21 protein-coding genes and 1 tRNA gene are annotated in these 26,476 nt (G+C 61.5%); 15 read left to right on the top strand and 7 right to left on the bottom strand.

What is annotated here, in order from left to right:
* Positions 1 to 244: 244 nt before the first annotated feature.
* The 4 genes from MQW79_RS04160 to MQW79_RS04145 all read left to right on the top strand — a co-directional run bounded on the left by MQW79_RS04160 (position 245) and on the right by MQW79_RS04145 (position 4,907).
* Complete coding sequence (locus MQW79_RS04160) at positions 245 to 1,723, top strand: NAD-dependent succinate-semialdehyde dehydrogenase (protein WP_476588182.1); 1,479 nt, start codon at positions 245 to 247, stop codon at positions 1,721 to 1,723.
* A gap of 210 nt (positions 1,724 to 1,933) precedes the next feature.
* Positions 1,934 to 2,998: an iron chelate uptake ABC transporter family permease subunit gene (locus tag MQW79_RS04155; protein ID WP_476586992.1), complete on the top strand. Its 1,065-nt coding sequence runs from the start codon at positions 1,934 to 1,936 to the stop codon at positions 2,996 to 2,998.
* Entirely contained in the window at positions 2,995 to 4,065 is a 1,071-nt protein-coding gene (locus MQW79_RS04150) for a FecCD family ABC transporter permease (RefSeq protein ID WP_476586991.1), read from the top strand. Before MQW79_RS04155 ends, MQW79_RS04150 begins: the two co-directional genes overlap by 4 nt.
* An 11-nt stretch (positions 4,066 to 4,076) precedes the next feature.
* Positions 4,077 to 4,907, top strand: a complete 831-nt coding sequence (locus MQW79_RS04145; protein WP_476586989.1) for an ABC transporter ATP-binding protein — start codon at positions 4,077 to 4,079, stop codon at positions 4,905 to 4,907.
* 9 nt (positions 4,908 to 4,916) lie between these two features.
* Here the strand turns inward: MQW79_RS04145 and MQW79_RS04140 are convergent, their stop codons facing one another.
* The 5 genes from MQW79_RS04140 to ytfQ form a co-directional block, all read right to left on the bottom strand.
* The gene (locus MQW79_RS04140) at positions 4,917 to 5,645 is read right to left on the bottom strand and encodes a FadR/GntR family transcriptional regulator (RefSeq protein ID WP_476586988.1); all 729 of its coding nucleotides are present in this window, start codon (positions 5,643 to 5,645) and stop codon (positions 4,917 to 4,919) included.
* Positions 5,646 to 5,710: 65 nt separating this feature from the next.
* Positions 5,711 to 6,679 carry a galactofuranose ABC transporter, permease protein YjfF gene (gene yjfF, locus MQW79_RS04135; protein WP_476586986.1) on the bottom strand — a complete coding sequence of 323 codons (969 nt, stop codon included), beginning with the start codon at positions 6,677 to 6,679 and terminating at the stop codon, positions 5,711 to 5,713.
* Complete coding sequence (locus tag MQW79_RS04130; RefSeq protein ID WP_476586985.1) at positions 6,676 to 7,674, bottom strand: ABC transporter permease; 999 nt, start codon at positions 7,672 to 7,674, stop codon at positions 6,676 to 6,678. Before MQW79_RS04130 ends, yjfF begins: the two co-directional genes overlap by 4 nt.
* Positions 7,671 to 9,188 carry a sugar ABC transporter ATP-binding protein gene (locus MQW79_RS04125; protein ID WP_476586984.1) on the bottom strand — a complete coding sequence of 506 codons (1,518 nt, stop codon included), beginning with the start codon at positions 9,186 to 9,188 and terminating at the stop codon, positions 7,671 to 7,673. Before MQW79_RS04125 ends, MQW79_RS04130 begins: the two co-directional genes overlap by 4 nt.
* A 165-nt stretch (positions 9,189 to 9,353) precedes the next feature.
* Positions 9,354 to 10,325 carry a galactofuranose ABC transporter, galactofuranose-binding protein YtfQ gene (ytfQ, locus tag MQW79_RS04120; protein WP_476586982.1) on the bottom strand — a complete coding sequence of 324 codons (972 nt, stop codon included), beginning with the start codon at positions 10,323 to 10,325 and terminating at the stop codon, positions 9,354 to 9,356.
* A gap of 385 nt (positions 10,326 to 10,710) precedes the next feature.
* On the opposite strand from ytfQ, the gene MQW79_RS04115 reads away from it, so the two are divergent.
* Positions 10,711 to 10,786 (top strand) — tRNA-Trp (locus tag MQW79_RS04115).
* Between the two features lie 433 nt (positions 10,787 to 11,219).
* Here MQW79_RS04115 and MQW79_RS04110 read toward each other — a convergent pair.
* Complete coding sequence (locus MQW79_RS04110) at positions 11,220 to 11,486, bottom strand: hypothetical protein (protein WP_476586981.1); 267 nt, start codon at positions 11,484 to 11,486, stop codon at positions 11,220 to 11,222.
* 256 nt (positions 11,487 to 11,742) lie between these two features.
* Here MQW79_RS04110 and secE point away from each other — a divergent pair, with 256 nt between their 5' ends.
* The 9 genes from secE to MQW79_RS04065 all read left to right on the top strand — a co-directional run bounded on the left by secE (position 11,743) and on the right by MQW79_RS04065 (position 24,458).
* Positions 11,743 to 11,937: a preprotein translocase subunit SecE gene (secE, locus tag MQW79_RS04105; protein WP_476586980.1), complete on the top strand. Its 195-nt coding sequence runs from the start codon at positions 11,743 to 11,745 to the stop codon at positions 11,935 to 11,937.
* A gap of 39 nt (positions 11,938 to 11,976) precedes the next feature.
* A complete protein-coding gene (nusG, locus tag MQW79_RS04100; protein ID WP_198875302.1) occupies positions 11,977 to 12,507 on the top strand; it encodes a transcription termination/antitermination protein NusG in 531 nt (176 codons plus the stop codon).
* Positions 12,508 to 12,642: 135 nt separating this feature from the next.
* Entirely contained in the window at positions 12,643 to 13,071 is a 429-nt protein-coding gene (rplK, locus tag MQW79_RS04095) for a 50S ribosomal protein L11 (RefSeq protein WP_476586978.1), read from the top strand.
* 4 nt (positions 13,072 to 13,075) lie between these two features.
* Positions 13,076 to 13,768 (top strand): 50S ribosomal protein L1, encoded by a 693-nt coding sequence (gene rplA / locus MQW79_RS04090; protein WP_476586977.1) that lies wholly within the window; start codon positions 13,076 to 13,078, stop codon positions 13,766 to 13,768.
* A 373-nt stretch (positions 13,769 to 14,141) separates the two neighbouring features.
* The gene (rplJ, locus tag MQW79_RS04085; RefSeq protein WP_198875305.1) at positions 14,142 to 14,660 is read left to right on the top strand and encodes a 50S ribosomal protein L10; all 519 of its coding nucleotides are present in this window, start codon (positions 14,142 to 14,144) and stop codon (positions 14,658 to 14,660) included.
* 57 nt (positions 14,661 to 14,717) lie between these two features.
* The gene (gene rplL, locus MQW79_RS04080; RefSeq protein WP_476586975.1) at positions 14,718 to 15,095 is read left to right on the top strand and encodes a 50S ribosomal protein L7/L12; all 378 of its coding nucleotides are present in this window, start codon (positions 14,718 to 14,720) and stop codon (positions 15,093 to 15,095) included.
* Positions 15,096 to 15,503: 408 nt separating this feature from the next.
* Positions 15,504 to 19,643, top strand: a complete 4,140-nt coding sequence (gene rpoB / locus MQW79_RS04075; protein ID WP_476586974.1) for a DNA-directed RNA polymerase subunit beta — start codon at positions 15,504 to 15,506, stop codon at positions 19,641 to 19,643.
* A 75-nt stretch (positions 19,644 to 19,718) separates the two neighbouring features.
* Positions 19,719 to 23,903: a DNA-directed RNA polymerase subunit beta' gene (rpoC, locus tag MQW79_RS04070; RefSeq protein WP_476586972.1), complete on the top strand. Its 4,185-nt coding sequence runs from the start codon at positions 19,719 to 19,721 to the stop codon at positions 23,901 to 23,903.
* 111 nt (positions 23,904 to 24,014) lie between these two features.
* The gene (locus MQW79_RS04065; protein WP_476586971.1) at positions 24,015 to 24,458 is read left to right on the top strand and encodes a YdeI/OmpD-associated family protein; all 444 of its coding nucleotides are present in this window, start codon (positions 24,015 to 24,017) and stop codon (positions 24,456 to 24,458) included.
* A gap of 6 nt (positions 24,459 to 24,464) precedes the next feature.
* Here MQW79_RS04065 and MQW79_RS04060 read toward each other — a convergent pair whose 3' ends face one another.
* Complete coding sequence (locus MQW79_RS04060; protein WP_476586970.1) at positions 24,465 to 25,562, bottom strand: NAD(P)-binding domain-containing protein; 1,098 nt, start codon at positions 25,560 to 25,562, stop codon at positions 24,465 to 24,467.
* A 538-nt stretch (positions 25,563 to 26,100) separates the two neighbouring features.
* Here MQW79_RS04060 and rpsL point away from each other — a divergent pair.
* Positions 26,101 to 26,472, top strand: a complete 372-nt coding sequence (rpsL, locus tag MQW79_RS04055; protein ID WP_035080811.1) for a 30S ribosomal protein S12 — start codon at positions 26,101 to 26,103, stop codon at positions 26,470 to 26,472.
* Positions 26,473 to 26,476 lie beyond the last annotated feature (4 nt).

The following is a 26,476-nucleotide window of genomic DNA, read 5'->3' as shown; positions in this document are numbered from 1 at the left end:
GCTCCGCCCGTATCTCCGTCGTGTTTGACCTTCAGCCTGAATTACCGCAAGCACTGACTGCATCCTCAATTGCAGCCGGTCAAACCTATCTTGATCGGTGCGGACCTGGTGAGGTCAATCTGAGGGAAAGATGGGTCCTTCTTCCAGATATACTCAAAACCGGGAGATGGACCAGACTGGGACGCATTGCGGATCGGCGGCCAGGCTTGATATCAAAGTGAGACTATGGAGAGGCCCTGTGAGCATGAATGCCATCCAGTCCATTGCTGCGAAGCTGAGTTTTGACCTGACGACCATTCCAACCGATCTGCTGATTGGCGGCGAATGGCGGAAGGGCAGGGGCGGCGAGCGGGTAGATGTGATCGACCCTTCGACCGGGGCGGTCATTGCCGCAGTTGCAGACGCCAGTGTGGAGGATGCGTTGGAGGCAGTGGCGGCTGCGCATGCGGCCGGCCCGGCCTGGGCGGCGACCGCGCCGCGCGCCAAATCGGAAATCCTTCGCAGGTGCTTCGAGCTGATGATCGAACGGCGGGACATGCTGGCCGAACTCATCAGCCTCGAAAACGGCAAGGCGCTGAGCGACGCGCGCGGCGAGGTGACCTATGCGGCCGAGTTCTTCCGCTGGTTTGCCGAGGAGGCCGTGCGGCTCAACGGCGAAATCTATACGGCGCCCGCAGGCGCCAACAGGATCATCGTTGAGCACCAGCCCATGGGTGTAGCAGTGTTGATTACCCCGTGGAATTTTCCCGCAGCCATGGCGACCCGCAAGATTGCACCGGCGCTGGCCGCCGGGTGTACAGTGGTGCTGAAGCCGGCTACGGAAACGCCGCTCACGGCCTTTGCACTGGCGCAGCTCTACGCGGAGGCCGGCGTGCCGAAGGGCGTGGTCAATGTCATCACCACGTCGAAAGCCGGTGAAACCGTCAGTGCCATGCTGCACCATCCCAAGGTGCGCAAACTGAGCTTTACCGGCTCCACGCAGGTTGGCCGCAAGCTACTGCGCGAGGCCGCCGACCAGGTGATTTCCTGCTCAATGGAATTGGGCGGCAACGCGCCCTTCATCGTGTTCGATGATGCAGACCTGGACCAGGCCGTCGAGGGCGCGATGGTAGCCAAGATGCGCAATGGCGGCGAGGCCTGCACCGCGGCCAACCGTTTCTATGTGCAAAGCGGCATTGCCGAGGCGTTTTCCAGCAGGCTTGCCGAGCGAATGGGGGCTCTCACGGTCGGCGTTGGCTATAACGCGGCGACCCAGTGCGGTCCGCTGATCAACAAGGCCGCTGTCGACCGGATTGCTGGGCTGGTCCTCGATGCCGAAAAGCGTGGCGCCAGGACTGTGGTCGGGGGGCGGCCCATGGAAGGCGATGGGTACTATTTCCCGCCGACGGTACTTCGGGACGTGACTGCGGACGCCGAGATCACCCATCAGGAGATTTTCGGCCCGATTGCCGCAATCACCACGTTCGAGACCGAGGACGAAGTTGTCGCGGCGGCCAATGGCAGCGAATTCGGGCTGATCTCCTATGTCTTTACCTCGGACCTGAGCCGCGGGCTGCGCGTGTCCGAGCGCATGGAATGCGGTATGGTCGGCCTCAATCGCGGTGTGGTGTCCGATCCGGCGGCGCCATTCGGTGGTACCAAGCAGAGTGGCCTTGGACGGGAAGGTGCACATCACGGCATCCTCGAATTCTGCGAGACCAAGTATATCGCGGCCAGTTGGTGAGCCTACCTTGCTCGTTGGGGCAATCTGCACCGGCGGCGTGGTTCGCTAATCATAGGCCGCTCGCCCGCCGGGGATGATGGCCTGGTCGCCGACGGCACGAAAATCGGGCCTTCCCGGTGGACAGCGCGCAATGGAAGCGTTAAGCGGATAACTCTAGTCAGGTTATCTGCTATTGCAGGGCCGGGGAACGTGTCGGGGACTTGAAGCAGGATGGCCATCACGTCGGTCACCAGCCAGGACAGGGCTGAGCAGGAGGCGCGACGGCCCGGGCTAGCCGATACCAATGCCGGCCGCATGCTGTGGCTCCTCGTTGCCCTAGGGGTGCTGGCGCTCATATTTCTGGCGAGTATCGCGATCGGCTCCAAGGATATTCCCCTCGGCACAGTCATCGATGCCCTCATTGCCTATGATGACAGTGACGACCACGCAATTATTCAGGCGCTGCGGCTGCCCCGTACGCTGCTCGGGGTGCTGGTGGGTATGGCACTGGGAATGGCGGGTGCGCTGATCCAGGCATTTTCGCGCAATCCGCTGGCTGACCCGGGTATTCTCGGGGTCAATGCGGGTGCGGCTTTCTTCGTGGTGATAGCAGTTGGCGTGTTCGGTATCACCACTCTTTCGGGCTATATCTGGTTCGCCTTCCTGGGCGCCATCGTCACAACCGTACTTGTCTGTGCTGTTGGCTTGGCCGGACCGCGTGGTGCAACGCCGGCGCGGCTGACGCTGGCGGGTGTTGCCATCGGCGCTGTTCTATCGGGCGTAACCTCGGGCGTTTCGCTGCTGAACCCAACGACTTTCGACCGCATGCGGCATTGGCGCGCCGGATCGCTTGTCGCGCCTGGCTATGACAGTTTTCTGGCCGTTTCGCCGTTTATCGCCATCGGCCTGGTTCTGGCCTTTGCCATTGCACGGCCCCTGAATGCCGTGGCACTGGGCGATGACCTAGCCTCGTCGCTGGGGGCCAATATCCTGCGTACGAGGATAATCGCGATCGTCTCCACGACACTGCTGGCCGGTGGCGCGACGGCGGCGGTGGGGCCGATCGGCTTTGTCGGGCTGATGGTGCCGCATGTGGCACGCTGGATTGTGGGTCCTGACCAGCGCTGGATCTTTGCCTATACGCTGGTCCTGGCGCCGATCCTGCTGCTGGTGTCCGATATTGTCGGCCGCGTGGTCATGCGGCCGGGCGAGCTACAGGTGGGGATCGTCACGGCCTTTATCGGAGCCCCGGTGCTCATCCTCCTGGCACGGCGCCGGAAAGTGAGCGGGCTATGAGCGACGACGCGTCGTCCAGATCGATAGATTTTGGTCGGCCGGTGCGGCCTCTGCGCCTGTTTGGCGAGGCGTTTTCCGGCCGCATCGACCTCAGGACGGCCAGTGTGTGTCTGGTTTTGTTGCTCCTCGCCTTCGTGGTGGCGGTGACTACCCTGGGCTCCGGTGAATTCCATGTGCCGGCGCTGGAGGTGTTCCGAGCCCTGATCGGGCAGGCCGAGGGGCGCATCCACATGGTCGTGATCGAATGGCGGCTGCCACGCACGGCGCTGGCGCTGATCCTCGGGGCCGCGCTGGGCATGTCCGGCGCCATCTTTCAGTCGCTGACGCGCAACCCGTTGGGGAGCCCTGACATCATCGGCTTCGACGCGGGCTCTTTCACCGGCGCGCTGGTCATTATCACCATGTTGGGCGGCGGCTACCTCGTCGTCGCGAGCGGCGCGCTGGTGGGCGGCATGCTCACGGCAGTGCTCGTCTATATGCTCGCCTATCGTCGCGGAGTGCAGGGTTTCCGGCTGATCATCATCGGTATCGGCGTTTCCGCCATGTTGACCTCGCTCAACACCTGGATGCTGCTGCGCGCTCAACTGGAAGTGGCGATGGCCGCGGCGATCTGGGGCGCCGGATCGCTCAATGGCATGACGCTGGAACGGCTTGGCTATGCCAGCCTCATCCTGGCGGTCCTTGTGCCCTTGGCATTGCTGATGAGCCGGCCCATGGCGCAGCTGGAGCTAGGCGACGATGCCGCCCGGGCCCTTGGCGTCGATGCTGAACGCAATCGCCTCGGCCTGCTCATCCTCGGGGTTGCGCTGACCGCCACGGTGACCGCGACGGCCGGACCCATCGGTTTTATTTCACTGGCTGCACCGCAACTGGCGCGGCGGCTCACCGGATCGGCCGGCGTTTCCATGCTGCCCTCTGCGGCAATGGGAGCCTTGCTGCTGGCCGGTGCCGATTATCTGGCGCAGCGCGCCTTTGCGCCCACGCAATTGCCAGTGGGCATCGTCACCGTGAGCCTGGGCGGCGTCTATTTCGTCTGGCTGTTGCTGCGTGAAGCGCGACGGTCATGAAGGGGAAAGTCATGAATAAGCACGTACCCAACCTGAGTCCCGCCGACGCGCGCCTCTACGCAGAAAATGCGACGATTGGGTACGACAACCGGGTCATATCGACCGGCTTGTCGGTGGCAATTCCGGATAAGTCCTTCACGGTCATTGTCGGCGCCAATGCCTGCGGCAAGTCCACGCTGCTGCGGGCGCTGTCGCGGCTGCTGAAGCCCAGCCAGGGCAGGGTGGTACTTGATGGCGAAGCGATTTCGTCGCTGCCCGCCAAGGAAGTCGCCCGTCGGCTCGGCCTGCTGCCGCAGTCGTCCATTGCGCCCGACGGCATTACCGTGGCGGACCTCATCGCGCGGGGACGCTACCCGCACCAGAAGCTCTTCCGACAATGGTCGCAAGAGGATGAAGCGGCGGTGATTTCAGCCATGGCGGCGACGCGGGTGACCGACCTGTCACATCGTCTCGTCGATGAGCTCTCTGGTGGCCAGCGCCAGCGCGTCTGGGTGGCTATGGTGCTGGCGCAGCAGACGCCGCTGCTGCTGCTCGACGAGCCGACGACCTTCCTCGACATTACCCACCAGATCGAACTGCTCGAACTGATGGCCGAGCTCAATCGCCGTGATGGTCAGACGGTGGTTGCGGTGCTGCATGACCTCAATCATGCCTGCCGCTATGCCAGCCACATCATCGCCATGCGCGACGGCGCCATCGTCGCCGAGGGCGCACCAAGGGACGTCGTGACTGCTGAACTGGTGGAGGCCGTGTTCGGACTGCCCTGTCTGATCATCGAGGACCCGATTGCAGGCACGCCGCTGGTCATTCCGCGCGAATTCGGCGGCGCCCTGCGCGGCTAGATCACTCTGCTAGATCACCTGGCTCTGATCAAGAAGGCGGATCTGTTCGTAGATCTCGCCGGCAGGCTCGGGCTTGCCGGCTTCGATCGCGGCGGTCAGGTCGATGAACAGGGCGCACGACTTCGCCCGGTAGGCGGTGGCGGCCATGGCGCGTTCGTGCGTGAGGGCGAGAGCCAACGTCAGCTCGACGACACCAAGAATGGAGCGGAGCAGGGGGTCCCGGCTGCTCTCGGCGATGACGCCGTGGACTTCCAGGCAGGCCAACCCATATTGCTCGATGCTGTCGCCCGCTGTTTCCATCTGGTGGCACCAGTATTTGAGCAGGCGTATGTGTTCGGCCGTACGATTGCGGGTCGCGAGTGCAATCATCGGAGCTTCCAGAGCTGCCCGAATGCGAAAGAGGCTCTGATAGAGCTCGGCATCGGGGGCGGCGTAAAAATGCCAGGCCAGCACCTGCGGATCGAACAGATTCCAGCGACTGCGCGGGGAGACGCGCGTGCCCACTTTGGGGCGGGCTTCCACGAGTCCCTTGGCCTCAAGCGTTTTCAGCGCCTCTCGCAGCACGGTGCGAGAGACGCCGTAGCGTTCCATCATCAACGCATCGCTTGCCAGGACCGAACCGATGGGAAACTCACCGGTAACAATGGCGTGACCGATTTCGTTGATGACGAAGTTGTGGAAGTTGCGTGCAGCGCGCCGCCCGGAAAGAGAGCGGATGAGGCCGCCTGTTTCTATCATGGTGGCGCAATCCTCGCGCCGGAGGTGGGGCGTCTGGACGCCCGCACCCTACGCCAACCGTACATTTAGGACGCTTTCTCTCCCTGTGCCGAGGCTGCAAAAATCAGCCGCTGCAGGACTATGAAGAGGAACAGGAGTGCGCCAATGACGATCTTCGTCCACCAACTCGACAAGGTCCCGTCAAAGATAATGTAGGTCTGCACCAGCCCAAGCAGCATGACACCGATAAAGGTGCCAAGCACGAAGCCATAACCGCCCGTGAGCAGGGTGCCGCCGATGACCACAGCGCTGATGGCGTCGAGTTCGACTCCGACCGCGGCAAGCGGATACCCCGCCGATGTATAGAGCGAGAAGACGATTCCCGCCAATGCTGCGAGGACCGAGGACAGCATGTAGACGGCGATTGTCGTCTGGGCGACGGGGACGCCCATGAGCGAGGCCGATACAGGGTTGCCGCCCAAGGCGTAGACATAGGACCCGAACTTGGTGCGGTGGGCGATCAGCGCGCCGACGATGAAGACGGCGACCATGAGGAGGCCGATGAAGCTCAGGCGCCCGCCGCCGGGCAGGCGGATCACCAGCTCGGAAATCCAGTCGTAGAATTCGTGGTTGATCGGCACGGAATCCTGCGTGATGACCGATGCGCCGCCGCGCGCCAGGAACATGCCGGCAAGCGTGACAATGAAGGCGGGCACCTGCAGGTAGTGGATGGCCAGCCCCATGACGCCGCCGAATGCGGCCGCGACCGCGATGGCCAGCGTGAACGCCGCCAGTGGGTGCCAGCCGGCCCAGGAAATCAGCACGGCGACCAGCACGCCGGTGAAGCCGATCACGGCGCCGACCGAGAGATCGATACCGCCGGAGAGAATGACGAAGGTCATGCCCACGGCAGCGATGCCGAGGAAGGCATTGTCGGTGAGGAAGTTTCCCAGCACCCGTGTCGAGAACATGGACGGGAACTGCATGACGGCCAGCGCATAGGCGATGGCGAAGATGACGGCCGTGGCCAGGAGGGGACGCAGGCTGCGGCTCATGAACGGGCCTCCCGGACGGTGGTGCGCACCGGGACGATGCGGCTTGCCAGCGGCGACTGGATGATGAGCACCAGGAAGATCAGCGCGGCCTTGACGATGAGATTGAACTCGGGCGGGAAGCCTGAAACCAGAATGCCGGTATTCATGGCCTGGATGATGAGCGCGCCCACCACGGCCAGGGGCACGGAGAAGCGACCGCCCAATAGGGACGTGCCGCCGATGACGACTGCCAGGATAGCGTCGAGCTCGAGCCAGAGACCCGCATTGTTGGCGTCGGCGCCGCGGATGTCACCGGCCACGATGAGGCCGGCTACGGCTGCGCAGAGACCGGACAGGCCATAGACGAGGAACAGCAACATGCGGCTGCGAATGCCCGCAAGGCTCGCGGCCGCCCGGTTGACGCCGACTGCCTCGATGAAAAGGCCGATGGCGGTGCGGCGGACCAGAAGGGTGACGGCGATCATCAGGAGCAGGGCAATCACTGCTGCCATGGGCAGGCCAAGGAAAGAACCCGTGCCAATGAAGATCAGCAGTGGATCGGTGAAGGTGACGATAAAACCCTCAGTGGTGAGCTGGGCGATGCCGCGACCCGCAACCATCAGCACCAGCGTCGCGACGATGGGCTGGATGTCGAGGACGGCAACCAGAAATCCATTCCAGAGGCCGCAGGCGAGACCGACCGCGAGCGCGGCGGCGACGGCAATCGGTGCTGGATAACCGGCCACCACCATTGTCGCAGCCACCGCACCCGCCATGGCCATCACAGCGCCGACCGAAAGGTCGACGCCTTTGGTGGCAATGACGCCAACCATACCGATAGCAAGGATCGCCACCGGTGCCCCACGGTTGAGCACGTCGATGAGGCTGCCAAACAGCCGCCCATCCTGCCATGTGATGCGGAAGAAATTGGGAAACAGCAGCCAGTTGATCAACAGCACGCCGACCAGGGCAAGCAGTTGCGGGTTGGCAAGCTGCGAAAGTATGCGCCGCATCATGCCGACGGCCCCTCGCGATGATTGGCGATCGCCTGCACGATGACGCCGGGATTGATGTTTTCACCGCTGAGTTCGGCGACCATTTCACGGTCGCGCATCACCACGATGCGGGTTGAATAGGCGACGACTTCATCAAGTTCCGAGGAGATGACGACAAGCGCGAGGCCCTCGTCGCGCAGCCGGTTGATGGTGCGGACGATCTCGGCGTGGGCGCCAACGTCGATGCCGCGTGTCGGCTCATCAAGGATGAGAAAGGCGGGGTCCGTGGCCAGCCAGCGCGACAGAATGACCTTTTGCTGGTTGCCGCCTGAGAGCAGCTTGATGGGCATGTCGAGCGAAGCGGCCCGGATATCCATGGATTCACCGAAGCGCCCCGCGATTTCCATCTGCTCGTCGCGGTTGAGGGCACTGAACCAGCCGAGCTTGCCCTGGAGCGCGATGATGATGTTTTCGCGGACCGAAAGGTCGCCGAAGATGCCCTCGGCCTTGCGGTCTTCCGGGCAGAAGCCGAAGCCGTGGCCAATGGCGTCCGTCGGGCGGGAAATGCTGGTCCGCTTGCCTTCTATGTCGAGGGTACCCTCGTCAGCGGCATCGGCGCCGAACATGATACGGGCCATTTCCGTACGACCCGAGCCCAGAAGCCCGGCGACGCCGACCACCTCGCCCTTGTGAATCGTGAGGTTGAAGGGATGGACGCTGCGCTTGCGGCCGAAATTGGCGAAGTCGAGCAGAACCTCGCCCATCGGGCGCGCGTCCTGGACGCCGGTGGCGCCGGAAAAGGCTACATCCTTGCCCAGCATCAGGCGTACCACATCGGTGCGGGTCATGGCGTCGAGCGCTCGGGTTTCGACCAGCTTGCCGTTGCGCAAGATGGTCACGCGGTCGGCAATGGCAAATACCTGGTCAAGGAAATGGGTGATGAAGACGATGGCGAGGCCGTGGCCCTTCAGATCGCGGATGATTTCGAAGAGGCGCTCGACCTCGTTCCGGTCGAGGCTGGCCGTCGGTTCGTCGAGAATGAGCACCTTGCCCGACAGCTCGACAGCGCGGGCGATGGCGACAATCTGCTGAACGGCCACCGAATGGGCGCCGAGTTCGCTCGATGGGTCGATGTCGAGCCCGTAGCGTTTGAGGATGACACGGGAATCCGCTTCCATCTTGCGACGCCTGACGAGACCGAAGCGGGTCGGCTGGTGTCCGAGAAAGAGGTTTTCGGCAACGGAGCGGTTGGGCAGGAGGTTGACCTCCTGATAGACCGTGCCGATGCCATGGGTCTGGGCCTGCTGGGGATTGTCGAGATGAACCGGCACCCCACCCGCAAGAACGGTGCCGCCATCGGGCTGGTAGGCGCCCGTAAGGATCTTGATCAGCGTCGACTTGCCGGCGCCGTTTTCTCCCAGCAGGGCATGCACCTCGCCGGGGCGGAGACCGAAGTCGACGGCGTCCAGCGCCACGTGATTGCCGAAAATCTTGACGATGCCGCGCGCCTCGAGCGCGTACTCGGTGTCGTTCATTGCCCTCTCCCCCAGGCTCTCCCCACACTTGGTCCCTCCCCACAAGGGGGAGGGAGACGATGAACACAAGCGCTGCGGTCTTTCGCCTCCCTCCCTGGATGGGGAGGGAATGAGGGTGGGGTGGGGCCACACTAACCGGCCCCACCCCGATACGCCTATACTTTCCTAGTAGCCCAGGCCCTTGCGGCGTTCGTATTCACCGGCCGGATCGTCAGCTGCGGTATAGAGCTTGGATTCGGTGATGATGAACTTCTCCGGTTCGGTGCCGTCGGCCCAGAAGGCGGCGAGGGCGTCGAAGGCGGGGCCAGCCATGTTGGGGGTCAGTTCGACCGTGGCATTGGCTTCGCCGGCCGCAATGGCGGTGAAGATGTCGGGAACGGCGTCGATGGAGACGACGAGAATATCTTCGCCCGGCTTGAGGCCAGCATCCTTGATGGCCTGGATCGCGCCCACGGCCATGTCGTCATTGTGGGCATAGACCGCACAGATGTCGGCGCCACCATTGGAGGACTTGAGGAAGGCCTCCATGACTTCCTTGCCCTTGGAACGGGTGAAGTCGCCGGTCTGGCTCTGGGTGATGGTGATGTTGGAGGCCGAGGCAATGCCTTCTTCAAAACCCTGCTTGCGGTTGATGGCCGGGCTGGAGCCCACAGTGCCCTGGAGCTCGACGACGTTGCACTCTTCGCCGGCCACTTCGGCAACCAGCCACTCGCCGGCCACGCGGCCTTCGAGGACCTGATCAGAGGCCACAGAGGTGAGGTAGAGGTCTTCGGGGCCGTCAATGCCGCGGTCCAGCAGGACCACGGGGATTTCGGCTTCCTTGGCTTCGGTCAGGACGTCGTCCCAGCCAGTGGCGACGACGGGCGCGATCAGAATGGCGTCTACGCCCTGGGCAATAAAGCCACGGATGGCCTTGATCTGGTTTTCCTGCTTCTGCTGCGCGTCGGCGAACTTGAGATCGACGCCGCGTTCCTCTGCCTGCTGGCGGGTCACGGACGTTTCGGCCGCACGCCAGCCCGATTCCGAACCGATCTGCGAGAAGCCGATAACCTTGCCCGAAATGTCCTGTGCCAAGGCACCAGAAGACAAGGCAGTAGCGAGGCCTGCCGCGAGGGCAAGCTTGGTGATGATGCTCACGATGGTATCCTCCCTAAGGCCGCCCGGCGTGTTCGCTTCAGGCGGTAAGAGGACGCTATATAAAGTACTATTATATGTAAAGTGAGAAAGTTCGGATCCCGGAACCACTGGTGGCTTTGTAAAGTAATCCCGATAATTCAATGCGTTAAGGGCTTCGTCTGAGGGCAGGGCTTGCGCCGTCGAAGTCCAGGGGTTCTTTGTTAAATGCAGGAATCTGTGTGTATCGGATCGAGCAGATGCGTGCACAGAAGGTGTGAAATGTAGCGGGGAGGGCGGCCGATAGGGGTGTTTTCAGTGGGTGAGCCCGGGTTGTGGGCTTCCCACAATCTGCGAAATCAGCCCCTTGCATCGTCCGGGCTTTGCCATTAGACACAGCCTCGCCTGAAGGGGTTTAGCTCAGTTGGTAGAGCATCGGTCTCCAAAACCGAGGGTCGTGGGTTCGAGTCCCCCAGCCCCTGCCAGGCACTAAAATACCGATCGTAGAGCGCGGCTCCGATTACTTCCACGACAATGTTGGATTGCGCTGCCTTGGGCAGGAGCGGGTCGTCCTGGGCTTCTCTCGGCCGAGGGGGCATATGCAGCAAGCATTCGCCCGAATGGCGCGACATTTAGGGGGGAGCGCTGGTGGGCTTAGCTGCGCGAACTCTCAAGGTTGCAGAAGTCGACAACCCCTGGCGCAAACAAGCTAGGACCGGTCAAGGTATTGAAGCCAGTCCCCGGCAGGGGTTGGGGAGTGCATGGGAACCGGGGACTGACGTTGGAGGTCGCAGGAGGCTAAGCCTGCAAGCGGAGAACGTGCACCCTCGGCGAAGGTTGCCAGGGGCGAAGCAAAACGCAAAAAGAATCTACTGAGCGGTCACGTCGCGACGGTTCCTGCAAGAATAGGACGCGCGATTACTCGGCCGCGGCAGGCAAATTGCTGATGTGGCGCGCTTTTAGCTTGTTTAGCTGATGTGCAGCGTGAGAAAGGAGAGCGGTGCGGGCCTGATCGTGCGGCACCGGACCGCAATCACTTTTCACCGGGAGGTTCAGACCGTATTCGGTGACATTGCCCATGAAGCCTTCGCGGATGCGCACGCGCACTGTGCCGGTCAGGCGTCCCTTGATGGTCCGATGCGGACCGAAATGCAGCAATTGACAGCCAATGACCTCGAACGACATAGCCCCCTCCAAGAGCGCCGCCACATTCCGGGCATAATTCATCCAACGATACGGGCGTCTGGCGTGCAAGCAGATTTCGTAGAGTTTTACACTTATAGTTTACGGCCTGGCGAAATCGCCACAGTCGATGCTGCCAGGATTCTCGCCGCGGCCCTGTTGCAATCCTCCGGCAAAGCCTCTAGATAGCCCGTCTCTAGCCGTGCGGGATTCCTGCGCGGCCTTTGGTTTTGCACCAAGTTATACGAGTTGAACGCCCATGGCCCGTACGAACCCAGTCCAGTTTTTCCAGCAGGTTCGCTCGGAAGTCAGCAAGGTCACCTGGCCCGGTCGGAACGAAGTGGTGATTTCCACCATCATGGTTCTCGTCCTGGTCATCCTGGCCAGCTTGTTTTTTCTCACTGCGGACCAGGTCATTTCCTGGCTCGTGTCCTTGATGCTGTCGATCCGCTAATCCGGGTCAGTTTGTAGATATTGGGAGCGGCGTCGCTTTATGGCCAAGCGCTGGTACATCGTTCAGGCGTATTCGAATTTTGAGCGCAAGGTGGCGGAGGATATCCGTCTCAAGGTTGCGCAGAAGAAGCTCGAGCACCTGTTTGAAGACGTGATCGTGCCGACCGAGAAGGTCGTGGAGATCCGTCGCGGTCGCAAGGTTGATACCGAACGCAAGTTCTTCCCGGGCTATGTCCTGGTGAAGATGGATATGACCGACGAGGCGTTCCATCTGATCAAGAATACGCCCAAGGTTACCGGTTTCCTCGGCGCGGACAACAAGCCCATGCCGATTTCGGAGCGTGAGGCCATGTCGATCCTGCAGCAGGTGCAGGAAGGCGTGGATCACCCCAAGCCCTCCGTCAGCTTCGAAGTGGGCGAGAACGTGCGCGTCTCCGACGGTCCGTTCGCCAGCTTCAACGGCGTTGTCGAAGAGGTGGACGAAGAGCGTTCCCGCCTCAAGGTCGAGGTGTCGATTTTCGGGCGTCCCACTCCGGTGGAGCTCGAATACGGTCAGGTCGAAAAGGTCTGATTCAATACGAATTCCGGCTTTGTCCGGATGCTCTGGGGAAACCCGGAAAACCCGTGGAAGGGGATGGTGCTTTGCCAGCACCAGGAAACCGTACCACGGCTCAACTGCCACTCGTGGCATGCAAGAGGATAGAAAATGGCAAAGAAAATCGTTGGCTACGTAAAGCTTCAGGTGCCGGCTGCGTCCGCCACCCCATCGCCCCCGATTGGCCCGGCTCTGGGTCAGCGCGGTCTGAACATCATGGAATTCTGCAAGGCCTTCAATGCGGCCACGCAGGAGATCGAAAAGGGTGCTCCGATTCCGGTCGTGATCACCGCCTATGCGGACAAGAGCTTCACCTTCGTGATGAAGCAGCCGCCGGTCACCTACTTCATCAAGAAGGCGGTCAACCTCAAGTCCGGCTCCAAGCTTCCGGGCAAGGATTCGGCTGGCACCATCACGCAGGCTCAGCTGCGTGAAATCGCCACCAAGAAGATGGTTGATCTCAACGCTGACGATATCGACGCTGCCGTGTCGATGATCGCCGGCTCCGCCCGTTCCATGGGCATTCAGGTCGAGGGCTAAGAATATGGCAAAGATCGCAAAGAAGGTCGCCAAGGCCCGTGAAGGCATCGACCGCAACAAGCTCTACGGCCTCGAAGAAGCCGTGAAGATGGTCAAGGCTCGCGCTTCCGCCAAGTTCGATGAAACCATCGAAATCGCGATGAACCTGGGTGTTGATCCGCGTCACGCCGACCAGATGGTCCGTGGCGTCGTGAACCTGCCCAACGGCACCGGCAAGACCGTTCGCGTCGCCGTGTTCGCCCGTGGCGCCAAGGCCGACGAGGCCAAGGCCGCTGGTGCAGACATCGTCGGCGCCGAAGACCTGCTGGAAATCATCCAGGGCGGCAAGATCGACTTCGATCGCTGCATTGCCACCCCGGACATGATGCCGCTGGTTGGTCGCCTCGGTAAGGTCCTGGGCCCGCGCAACCTGATGCCGAACCCCAAGGTCGGCACCGTGACCATGGACGTCAAGGGCGCCGTTGGCGCTGCCAAGGGCGGCGCCGTTGAGTACCGCGTTGAAAAGGCTGGTATCATCCATGCCGGTATCGGCAAGGTCTCGTTCTCGGAAGAAGCTCTTCTGCAGAACATCAAGGCCTTCACCGACGCCGTCGTGAAGTCCAAGCCTGCCGGCGCCAAGGGCACCTATGTCAAGAAGGTCGCCGTATCCTCGACCATGGGCCCGGGCGTCCATGTCGAGCCGGGTACAGCTATCTAAGACGCAGGGCAGCGCTCTGACACGAACGCCGCAGCGCCCTCGGGCTTGACCCGGGGGCCAATCGCGGCTAGTTCGCGCGTCACAAAGAATTCCGGACGGCTCGCCGCCCGGTTTCGCCGCTCCTCAGGGAGCTGCGTAAAGTCCTGTCCGAGACTGCCGGCCGGCGTCATGCCGTTAATTCCATTCGGAGCCAGCAATAGACGGGGTGAGACCCAATTTCGGGCGAATGCCCAGGGTTGAGGTTCGAACCTAGGCCAGTTGCCCCTCGGGGCTCCCGGTTGGCAGGCACTAACCGTTGTTCCCGGTCCTGAAAAGGGCAGGGGCAGCAATTGCCAATGGTTCCCGCAAGGGGACCAGACTAGTGGAGACTAGTGTGGAAAGAGCGGAAAAGAGTGCAGTCATTGCCTCGCTCCAGGAAGCCCTCGCGGGCGCTGGATCGATCGTGGTTGCGCACAATACCGGCCTGACCGTCGCTGCGTTCACTGATCTGCGCGTGCAGGTCAAGAAGGCTGGCGGCAAGGTCAAGGTCGCCAAGAACCGCCTTGCCAAGCTTGCTCTCAAGGAAACCGATGTCGCTGACATTTCGGGCCTGTTCACCGGCCCGACCGTCATCGCCTATGCGGAAGATCCCGTCGCTGCGCCGAAAATCGCAGCAGCATTCGCCGAGAAGAACCAGAAGTTCGTCATTCTCGGTGGTGCCATGGGTTCGACTGCTCTGGACGCCAATGGCGTCAAGGCGCTGGCGACCATGCCGTCGCTCGACGAACTGCGCGCCAAGCTCGCAGGCCTCGTCAAGCAGCCGGCACAGAACATCGCTTCCATCCTCGTGCAGCCGGGTGCGGGCATTGCTCGCGTCCTCAAGGCTCACGCGGAAAAGAGCGAAGCGGCGTAAGGCCGTTCCAAACTACCTCAATATTCGAACCCAACCTAAAACTGAAAAGAGTGTAAAATGGCTGATCTTGCCAAACTCGTAGACGACCTCTCGGCCCTGACCGTTCTCGAAGCTTCCGAGCTGAGCAAGCTCCTGGAAGAAAAGTGGGGCGTTTCCGCCGCCGCTCCGGTTGCCGTCGCTGCCGCTGGTGGCGCCGCTGCTCCGGCCGCTGCTGCTGAAGAAAAGACCGAATTCGACGTGATCCTGGCCGCCTTCGGCGACAACAAGATCAACGTCATCAAGGAAGTCCGTGCCATCACCGGTCTCGGCCTCGGCGAAGCCAAGGCCCTGGTCGAAGGCGCTCCGAAGGCCGTCAAGGAAGGCGTGTCGAAGGCTGAAGCCGAAGACATCAAGAAGAAGCTGGAAGACGCCGGCGCCAAGGTCGAACTCAAGTAAGTTCGACTTCGGTCTTGATTTTTGCGGGATGGCGCTTTATGTGCCATCTCGCTTTTCCGTTTCTGACGGAATGATTCGCCAGGACCGATTGGATGGGTCCAGGCCCCAATTTGCGGAAATATATGACGATTTTGGATGTCGCGGGCAGCTTGAAGCCTCTGATGACCTCGCCGTGGGCTGTCCCACGTGCGGGGCTTTAGCCGCTGATCACGCGTCTGTGAACCCGCTCATGGGGCTGTGAGTGGGTTCGTGTCGGCATCTGTCGGAGCCCGATGAATTGACTACCAGGCATATATCCCGAGCGCCGACGGCTGATAGTCGGGTCTTTGGATATCTGCCTCCGAGACAAGCAAAAATGGAGCGCCAGTCCCTCGGGGACCGGCGTGACAACCAGAAACAGGAGCTTTCATGGCTACCACGTTCAACGGCCGCCGCAAGGTTCGCAAGTCCTTCGGCTCCATCCGCGAAGTCACGGAGCTGCCCAACCTGATCGAAGTCCAGAAGGCTTCCTATGATCAGTTCCTCCAGGTGGCGGAGCCCAAGGGCGGCCGTCCGGAAGAAGGGCTGCAGTCCGTGTTCCGTTCGGTGTTCCCGATCACCGACTTCTCCAATACGGCCAGCCTCGAATTCGTGCGCTACGAATTCGAACAGCCCAAGTATGACATCGACGAGTGCCGTGCGCGCGACATGACGTTCGCTGCCCCGCTCAAGGTGACGCTGCGCCTGATCGTGTTCGAAGTGGACGAAGAAACCGGCGCCCGCTCGGTCAAGGACATCAAGGAGCAGGACGTCTATATGGGCGACATGCCCTTCATGACGCCCAATGGCACCTTCGTCGTCAACGGCACCGAGCGCGTCATCGTCTCGCAGATGCATCGTTCGCCCGGCGTGTTCTTCGATCACGACAAGGGCAAGACCCACTCGTCTGGCAAGCTGCTGTTTGCCGGCCGTATCATTCCGTACCGTGGTTCGTGGCTCGATATCGAATTCGACGCCAAGGACATCGTCTATGCGCGTATCGACCGTCGCCGCAAGATTCCGGTCACCTCGCTGCTCAAGGCGCTTGGCATGGATGCCGAGGAAATCCTCGACACCTATTACACCAAGCTTGAATACGAAAAGACCGAGAAGGGCTGGCGCGTTCCTTACGATGCCGAGAAGTGGAAGGGCGCCAAGCCCAGCCACGACCTGATCGATGCCAAGACTGGCGACGTCGTCCATGAGGGCGGCAAGAAGCTCTCGGCCCGCCAGGCCAAGAAGCTCGCCGAGAACGGCCTGACGCACCTGCTGGCGGTCGATGAAGACCTGTACGGCATGTACATCGCTGAGGACCTGGTCAATCTGCAGACCGGCGAGATCTATGCCGAAGCCGGCGACGAGCTCGACGAGAAGCTGCTGACCAGCCTCGTCAGCAAGGGCTTTGACGAGCTGCCGATCCTCGACATCGACCACATCACCATCGGCGCCTATATCCGCAACACGCTGGCCGTGGACAAGAACGAGTCTCGTGAAGACGCTCTGTTCGACATCTACCGCGTGATGCGTCCGGGCGAGCCGCCGACCGTCGAAACCGCCGAGGCCATGTTCCAGTCGCTGTTCTTCGACAGCGAGCGCTATGACCTCAGCGCCGTCGGCCGCGTCAAGATGAACATGCGTCTCGAACTCGATGCGCCCGACACCATGCGGACCCTCCGCAAGGAAGACATCGTCGAAGTCGTCCGCACCTTGGTCGACCTGCGCGATGGTCGCGGCGAAATCGACGACATCGACAACCTGGGCAACCGCCGCGTCCGTTCGGTCGGCGAACTCATGGAAAATTCCTACCGTCTTGGCCTGCTCCGCATGGAACGCGCCATCAAGGAACGCATGAGCTCGGTCGAAATCGACACGGTGATGCCGCAGGACCTGATCAACGCCAAGCCGGCTGCCGCTGCGGTGCGTGAATTCTTCGGTTCCAGCCAGCTTTCGCAGTTCATGGACCAGACCAACCCGCTTTCGGAGGTCGCGCACAAGCGTCGTCTCTCCGCGCTCGGGCCGGGCGGTCTCACCCGCGAACGCGCCGGCTTCGAAGTGCGCGACGTGCACCCGACCCACTATGGTCGTATCTGCCCGATCGAGACGCCGGAAGGCCCGAATATCGGTCTGATCAACAACCTGGCCACCTATGCCCGCGTCAACAAGTACGGTTTCATCGAAACCCCGTACCGCAAGATCGTGGACGGCAAGCTGACCAACGAAGTCGTGTACCTCTCCGCAATGGAAGAGGCCAAGCACTACGTCGCGCAGGCAAACGTGCAGTTCAACGCTGACGGTACCCTCAAGGACGATCTGGTCGTGGCTCGCCATGCTGGCGACAACGGCCTGACGCCGAAGGAAAACGTCGACCTGATGGACGTTTCCCCCAAGCAGATGGTGTCGGTTGCGGCTTCGCTGATCCCGTTCCTCGAAAACGACGACGCCAACCGTGCTCTGATGGGCTCGAACATGCAGAAGCAGGCCGTGCCGCTGCTGCGTGCCGAGGCTCCCTTCGTGGGTACCGGCATGGAGCCCGTCGTGGCCCGTGACTCGGGCGCCGCCATCGTGGCCAAGCGTACCGGTATCGTGGATCAGGTGGACGCCACCCGTATCGTTATTCGCGCAACGGAAGAAACCGATGCGTCGAAGTCGGGCGTCGACATCTACAACCTGATGAAGTTCCAGCGTTCGAACCAGTCGACCTGTATCAATCAGCGTCCGCTGGTCGTCGTTGGCGACCACATCAACCAGGGCGACATCATCGCCGACGGTCCGTCGACCGAGCTGGGCGATCTCGCCCTCGGCCGCAACGTGCTCGTCGCCTTCATGCCCTGGAATGGCTACAACTTCGAAGACTCCATCCTGCTGAGCGAAAAGATCGCCATGCAGGACGTCTTCACCTCGATCCACATCGAGGAATATGAAGTCATGGCCCGCGATACCAAGCTTGGTCCTGAGGAAATCACCCGCGACATTCCGAACGTTTCGGAAGAAGCGCTGAAGAACCTCGACGAAGCCGGTATCGTTCACATCGGTGCTGAAGTTCAGCCCGGCGACATCCTCGTCGGCAAGATCACCCCCAAGGGTGAATCGCCGATGACCCCGGAAGAAAAGCTGCTCCGCGCCATCTTCGGCGAAAAGGCCTCGGACGTCCGTGACACCTCGCTGCGCGTGCCCCCGGGCGACGCCGGCACCGTCGTGGAAGTGCGTGTCTTCAACCGTCATGGCATCGACAAGGACGAGCGCGCCATGGCCATCGAGCGCGAGGAAATCGAGCGCCTGGCCAAGGACCGCGATGACGAACAGTCGATCCTCGATCGCAACGTCTATGCCCGTCTCAAGGAAATGCTGTTCGGCAAGGCCGCGACTGCAGGTCCGAAGGGCTATGTCGTGGGCACCAAGCTCAATGACTCGATCTTCGAAGGCCAGCCGCGTTCCAAGTGGTGGCAGTTTGCCGTCGAAGACGACAAGGTCATGACCGAGATGGAAGCTCTCCATGCTCAGTATGAAGAGAGCCGTCGTCTGCTCGAGCAGCGGTTCATCGACAAGGTCGACAAGCTGCAGCGCGGTGACGAACTTCCGCCGGGCGTGATGAAGATGGTCAAGGTCTTCATCGCTACCAAGCGCAAGATCCAGCCGGGCGACAAGATGGCCGGCCGTCACGGCAACAAGGGCGTGGTTTCGCGCATCGTTCCGGTCGAAGACATGCCGTATCTCGAAGACGGCACTTCGGTCGACATCGTGCTCAACCCGCTGGGCGTGCCGTCGCGCATGAATGTTGGTCAGATCCTTGAAACCCATCTGGGTTGGGCCTGCGCCGGCATGGGCAAGAAGATCGACGAGATGGTTCGGGCCTACCATGCCAAGGGCGACCTCAAGCCGCTCCGCACGGAAATCCAGACCCTGTTCGCCAATGACGAAACCATCACCGATCTCGACGACGACGGCATGATCCGTCTCGGCGAGCATCTGTCGAAGGGTGTTCCGATCGCGACCCCGGTCTTCGATGGTGCCAAGGAAGCCGATATCGTCGTGATGCTCGAGCGGGCAGGGCTCAAGTCCTCGGGCCAGTCGACGGTGTTCGACGGCCGTACCGGCGAGCAGTTCGACCGCCAGGTGACCGTGGGCTACATCTACATGCTCAAGCTCGACCACCTCGTGGACAACAAGATCCACGCCCGTTCGATCGGGCCGTACTCGCTCGTTACCCAGCAGCCGCTGGGTGGCAAGGCGCAGTTCGGTGGTCAGCGCTTCGGTGAGATGGAAGTGTGGGCCCTCGAAGCGTATGGCGCTGCCTATACGCTGCAGGAAATGCTCACCATCAAGTCGGACGACGTGGCGGGTCGTACGAAGGTCTACGAGGCCATCGTGCGCGGCGACGACACCTTCGAAGCGGGCATCCCGGAAAGCTTCAACGTTCTGGTCAAGGAAATCCGTTCGCTCGGTCTCAATGTCGAACTCGACATGCGCGAGCAGGATGAAGGCGGCCAGGCCGAAGCGGAGCTCGCTCCTCCTCAGGAAGCGGCGGAATAATCCGGCACTTCCTACCCCCATTCACTTCCTGAGGGAGCGGGCGCTGCCCCTCCCGACGGAAAGAGGAGAGAATTGATGAATCATCATTCCCACGTCATGGACCCGTTCAACCCGGCCGTCCCCGTGCAGACTTTCGATCAGATGAAGATCTCGATCGCGAGCCCCGAGAAAATCCTTTCGTGGTCCTATGGCGAGATCAAGAAGCCTGAGACCATCAACTACCGTACGTTCAAGCCTGAGCGTGACGGCCTGTTCTGCGCCCGTATCTTTGGCCCCGTGAAGGACTACGAATGTCTTTGCGGCAAATACAAGCGCATGAAGTTCAAGGGCGTCATCTGCGAAAAGTGCGGTGTGGAAGTCACCCTGAGCCGCGTTCGCCGCGAGCGCATGGGCCATATCGAACTGGCAGCTCCCGTTGCTCATATCTGGTTCCTGAAGTCGCTGCCGAGCCGCATCGCGCTGCTGCTCGACATGACCCTCAAGGATATCGAACGCATCCTCTACTTCGAGAACTACGTCGTTCTCGATGCCGGCCTCACGCCCTTCACCCAGCATGAACTGCTGACCGAAGAGCAGTATCTGGACGCCCAGGATGAGTATGGTGCCGACAGCTTCACCGCCAAGATCGGCGCCGAAGCCATCCGCGAAATCCTGCTCTCGCTCGATCTGGAAAAGATCGCGGCGGACCTGCGCGTGGAAATTGCTGAGTCCACCACGGAACTTAAGCCCAAGAAGCTCGCCAAGCGCTTGAAGATTGTCGAGCAGTTCATCGTTTCGGGCAACAAGCCCGAATGGATGATCATGACCGTCATTCCGGTCATTCCGCCCGAACTCCGCCCGCTCGTCCCGCTGGACGGCGGTCGCTTCGCGACGTCTGATCTCAACGACCTCTACCGTCGCGTGATCAACCGCAACAACCGCCTGAAGCGCCTGATCGAGCTGCGCGCACCTGACATCATCATCCGCAACGAAAAGCGCATGCTGCAGGAAGCTGTCGACGCGCTGTTCGACAACGGTCGCCGTGGTCGCACCATTACCGGTGCCAACAAGCGTCCGCTGAAGTCGCTCTCCGACATGCTCAAGGGCAAGCAGGGCCGCTTCCGTCAGAACCTGCTCGGCAAGCGCGTGGACTATTCGGGCCGTTCGGTGATCACCGTGGGTCCGAACCTGAAGCTGCATCAGTGCGGCCTTCCCAAGAAGATGGCGCTCGAGCTGTTCAAGCCGTTCATCTACTCGCGCCTCGAGGCCAAGGGCTTCAGCTCGACCGTGAAGCAGGCCAAGAAGCTGGTGGAGAAGGAAAAGCCGGAAGTCTGGGATATCCTGGACGAGGTCATCCGCGAGCACCCGGTGCTGCTCAACCGCGCTCCGACGCTCCACCGCCTCGGCATCCAGGCTTTCGAGCCCATGCTGATCGAAGGCAAGGCCATCCGTCTGCACCCGCTCGTCTGCTCGGCCTTCAACGCCGACTTCGACGGTGACCAGATGGCTGTGCACGTGCCGCTCTCGCTGGAAGCCCAGCTGGAAGCGCGCGTCCTGATGATGTCGACCAACAACATCCTGCATCCGGCGAACGGTCAGCCGATCATCGTGCCGTCGCAGGACATCGTTCTTGGCCTCTATTACCTCTCCCTGATGAACGAGGGTGAGCCTGGCCAGGGCATGGCATTTGGTTCCTATGCGGAACTCGAACATGCGCTCGACAACAAGGTCGTCACGCTCCACACCAAGATCAAGGCGCGTGTTCCGGCCTGGGATGAAAACGGCAAGCAGACCACCGAGATCGTGGAAACGACCCCGGGCCGCATGCTGATTGGTCAGATTCTGCCGCTCAACCCGGCCGTGCCGTTCGCCACCGCGAACCAGCTGATGACCAAGAAGATGATCTCCAAGATGATCGACACCGTGTATCGCGGTTGCGGTCAGAAGGAGACGGTCATTTTCTGTGACCGCGTCATGCAGCTTGGTTTCAAGAACGCTTGCGATGCCGGTATTTCGTTCGGCAAGGACGACATGGTTATCCCGGCGTCCAAGTACACGATCGTGGAAGAGACCCGTAAGCTGGTCGAGGAATTCGAGCAGCAGTACAATGACGGCCTGATCACTCAGGGCGAAAAGTACAACAAGGTCGTCGACGCCTGGGCCAAGTGCGGTGACGCCGTCGCCGAGAAGATGATGGACGCCATCCGTACCGTCCAGATCGACCAGGAGACCGGTCGTCAGAAGCCGATCAACTCGGTCTACATGATGAGCCACTCGGGTGCTCGCGGTTCGCCGGCCCAGATGAAGCAGCTCGCCGGTATGCGCGGCCTGATGGCCAAGCCCGACGGCTCGATCATCGAGACGCCGATCACCGCGAACTTCAAGGAAGGCCTGAACGTTCTCGAGTACTTCAACTCGACCCACGGTGCCCGTAAGGGTCTGGCCGATACCGCTCTGAAGACTGCGAACTCCGGTTACCTGACCCGTCGTCTCGTTGACGTGGCCCAGGACGCGATCATCGTTTCCGAGGATTGCGGTACCGAACGCGGCCTCACCATGGAATCGATCGTCGATGCCGGCCAGGTCGTGGCCTCGCTGGGCCAGCGTATCCTGGGTCGTACCACTGCGGACGACGTGTTCCACCCGATCTCGGGTGACCTGATCGCTCCCAAGGGCACGCTGCTCGAGGAAAAGCATGTCGACGTGATCGAAGAGGCCCGCATCCAGGCGGTCCGTATTCGCTCGCCGCTGACCTGCGACATGCGCCAGGGCTGCTGCGCCGCCTGCTACGGTCGTGACCTTGCACGCGGTACTCCGGTCAATATGGGCGAAGCCGTTGGCGTTATTGCTGCCCAGTCGATCGGTGAACCCGGCACCCAGCTCACCATGCGTACGTTCCACATCGGTGGTACCGCGCAGGTGGTGGACAGCTCGTTCCTCGAATCCGGCGCCGAAGGCAAGATCGAGGTTCGTAACTCGAACCTCGCGACCGTCGAAGGTGGCAAGCAGGTCGTCATGGCCCGTAACGTGGCTCTGGCCGTGGTTGATGCCGAAGGCAAGGAACGCGTCGTTCACAAGGTGACCTACGGTTCGAAGCTTCTGGTCAAGGAAGGCGACATGGTCCGCCGTGGCCAGCGTCTGGCTGAATGGGATCCGTACACCCGTCCGATCCTGGCCGAAGTCGAAGGCGAAGTGCTGTTCGAAGACCTCGTGGATGGTGCTTCCGTTGCGGAAAACACCGACGAAGCCACCGGCTTCACCAAGCGCGTCGTGATCGACTGGCGCGGCAACCAGCGTGGCGAAGGCCTCAAGCCTGCGCTCGCCATTGCCCGCGGCGGTGCCGTCGCCAAGGTGGAACGTGGCGGCGACGCCCGTTACCTGCTCTCCGTGGACGCGGTTATCGCCATCGAGCCGGGTGAGAAGGTTGCTCCGGGTGACGTCCTCGCGCGTATCCCGCTCGAAAGCGCCAAGACCAAGGACATCACCGGCGGTCTGCCGCGTGTGGCCGAACTGTTCGAAGCTCGTCGTCCGAAGGATCACGCCATCATCGCCGAGATCGATGGTACCATCCGCTTTGGCCGCGACTACAAGAACAAGCGTCGCGTGATCATCGAGCCGACCGAGGAAGGTGCAGATCCGGTCGAGTACCTGATCCCGAAGGGCAAGCCGTTCCATCTCCAAGAAGGCGACGCCATCGAAAAGGGTGAGTACATCCTCGACGGCAATCCGGCTCCGCATGACATCCTTGCCATCAAGGGCGTCGAGGAACTGGCACGCTATCTCGTCAACGAGATCCAGGAAGTGTACCGCCTGCAGGGCGTGTTGATTAACGACAAGCACATCGAAGTGATCGTTCGCCAGATGCTGCAGAAGGTCGAGATCGTGGAACCGGGTGACTCGGGCCTGCTCAAGGACGAGCAGCTCGATAAGCTGGACTTCGACGAGCTCAACGACCAGCTGGTCGCCGAAGGCAAGAAGCCTGCAACCGCCAACCCGGTGCTGCTCGGTATCACCAAGGCATCGCTGCAGACCCGCTCGTTCATCTCGGCTGCGTCGTTCCAGGAAACCACCCGCGTGCTCACCGAAGCTGCCGTTTCCGGCAAGGCCGACCTTCTCGAAGGCCTCAAGGAAAACGTCATCGTCGGCCGCCTCATCCCGGCTGGTACCGGTGCCGGCATCTCTCAGGCCAAGCAGATCGCCGCCAAGCGCGACGATCTCATCCTGGAAGAGCGCCGCCGCCAGGCCGAAACGGTGCAGTTGTCGGCTCCGGCCGCCGAATAAGGCGCATGCCAGATACGAAATGGGGAAGGGGCCTTCGGGCCCCTTTTCTTTTGTCTTGTCGATGGGAGGCGCCGTGGTTCGTCGCTATTGTGAGATCAGCAGGAGACTGAAATGAAGTTCACGACGACCATCTTCCTTGATGGCAACAATACCGGGATCGAGGTGCCGCCCGAGGTGGTCGAGCAGCTCGGCGGTGGCAAACGGCCGGCGGTCAATGTGACGGTTTCCGGATTCTCCTACCGCTCGACCGTTGCGCCAATGTCCGGGAAGTTCCTGATTCCGTTGAGTGCAGCGCGCCGGACGGAAGCTGGCGTGAAGGGCGGGGACGTGGTCGAAGTCGAGTTGACGCTCGATACCTCGCCGCGGGAAGTCGAGGTGCCAGCTGATTTTGCGTCTTCTCTTGCCAGCGAGCCGCAGGCCAAGGCGTTTTTCGAAGCGCTGTCCTACAGCAACCAGCTCAAGCATGTGCTGTCCATCACCGACGCCAAGACCGATGAAACGCGGCGGAAGCGGATCGCCAAGGCGATGGATATGCTGATTGCGGGAAAAAAATGAACGGAACTAAGGCGTAGTCAGTCCCAGATACTGGAAGAGTTCCCGCGCGGCCGCGGCACCGGCGCGATTGGCGCCAATCGTTGAGGCAGAAGGTCCGTAGCCGACGAGGTGGACTCGCGGGTCCCTGGCGACCTGGGTAGCCAGGCGCCCGGTCATGACAATGCCACCGGTTTCCTCGCGAAGATCGAGCGGCGCCAAGTGGTCAAGTGCGCTGCGGAAGCCCGTGCACCAGAGGATCACGTCCACATCGAGGCCGCTGCCGTCATCCCATTTGACGCCTTGGGGCGTAATCTCGGAAAACATGGGGCGGCGGTTGAGGACACCGCGCTGCCGCATGTTTTCGACTGCCTGAGTGACCGGCAACCCGGTGACCGAGACCACGGCACGCGGAGGAAGGCCGGCCCGAACGCGCTCCTCAACCATTGCAACGGCTTCACGCCCTGCATTCTCGTCAAACGTCGCATCGCGCCAGCGGGGCGGCGTTCTGGTTACCCAGCTGGTGCGTGTAACCTCGGAAATCTGATCGAGCAGCTGAATGGCTGAGATGCCGCCGCCGACGATGAGAACGTGCTGGCCGGCAAACTCCTCTGCCGTGCGGTAGTCACGCGTATGCAGGGTTCTTCCCAGGAAGGTGTCGGCGCCGGGATAGGCAGGAATATAGGGATTCTCCCAGGTGCCGGTGGCATTGATCACGCCCCGTGCGGACAGAAGGCCTGCATCGCTCTCGATACGCAACCTGTCTGCGCGGTTACAAACCACACTCACCGTGGCTGGCCGCAGGACCTGAAGATCAAAGTGCTCTTCATAGGAGGCGTAGTAATGCGGGACGGCAACTGACGCCTGGACCGAACTGTCGCCGCCAGCATAGTCGGCAAAGGCGAGGCCGGGCAGATCGTGCACCCGATTGACCGTGCTGAGGGTGAGAGAAGGCCATCGATACTGCCATGCACCGCCTGGTCGGGGCGCCCTGTCGACGACGATAAAGTCCCTTGCCGGTTGCAGGCCAAGTCTTTTCAGGTGATAGGCCGAGCTCAATCCAGCCTGGCCGGCGCCAATGACGACGATCTCGACTTTGAAGGCGGCTCGCTGTGTCGGTTCGGTCAATTTGGGCTCCGTCTGGAGTCCTGATCTAGGCGACGGGGGGTGGTCGGGCAAGGGCAGGGGAGACGCTCGGATAAGCGTATGGACTCAACGCGAACTTGGTTACCGAACGGATGACGGCCAATCCGTCCAGCCCTGAAGCGGGTGGTCCACCCCCGGCAGTCGCCGGAAACGCAAGGCTCTCCTTCGGATTTTTCACGAAAGAATCCTTGACGGGGCGAGTCATCGGCTCTAAACAGCGCCTACCTTAGCGGTCGGTCGTGGTTGTCACACCGGGTCCCTGCCACCTAGCGCGGGAATCCAGGACAATCAAACACACTGTCGGGTAACTAGACGAAGTAAATCCTTGTGCGCATGACTGCTGCCGAAAGGCGGGTGGTCCGCTGCAATTGGGGCGCTGCCGAATCCACATCGGATCGGGCAGGCGCCGCTTTGGTTTGCTTGTGTTGACCGCACTGCGCGCCTATACGGGCGTGATTTTAGTACTGGAGCTGATCGTTCAGGCGAATGGCTCCGAATTTTGGACGATGGAAAGAGCGCAATGCCCACCATTAATCAGCTGATCCGCAAGCCACGCGCCAGCAAGCCAAAGCGGAACAAGGTTCCGGCCATGGAAGCCAACCCGCAGAAGCGCGGCGTATGCTCCCGTGTGTACACTACCACCCCGAAGAAGCCGAACTCGGCTCTGCGCAAGGTTGCCAAGGTTCGCCTGACCAACCAGCGCGAAGTGATTTCGTACATCCCGGGCGAGGGTCACAATCTGCAGGAGCACTCCGTTGTGCTCATCCGCGGCGGTCGCGTGCGCGATCTGCCGGGCGTTCGCTACCACGTGCTCCGCGGTGTCCTTGACACGCAGAGCGTGAAGGACCGCAAGCAGCGCCGGTCCAAGTATGGCGCGAAGCGTCCGAAGTAAGGAG

It is taken from the genome of Devosia sp. Micro-HW1 (assembly GCF_056341075.1).
Note: the sequence above shows the minus strand (reverse complement) of the source record. Positions and strands in the feature narration are given on the sequence as shown.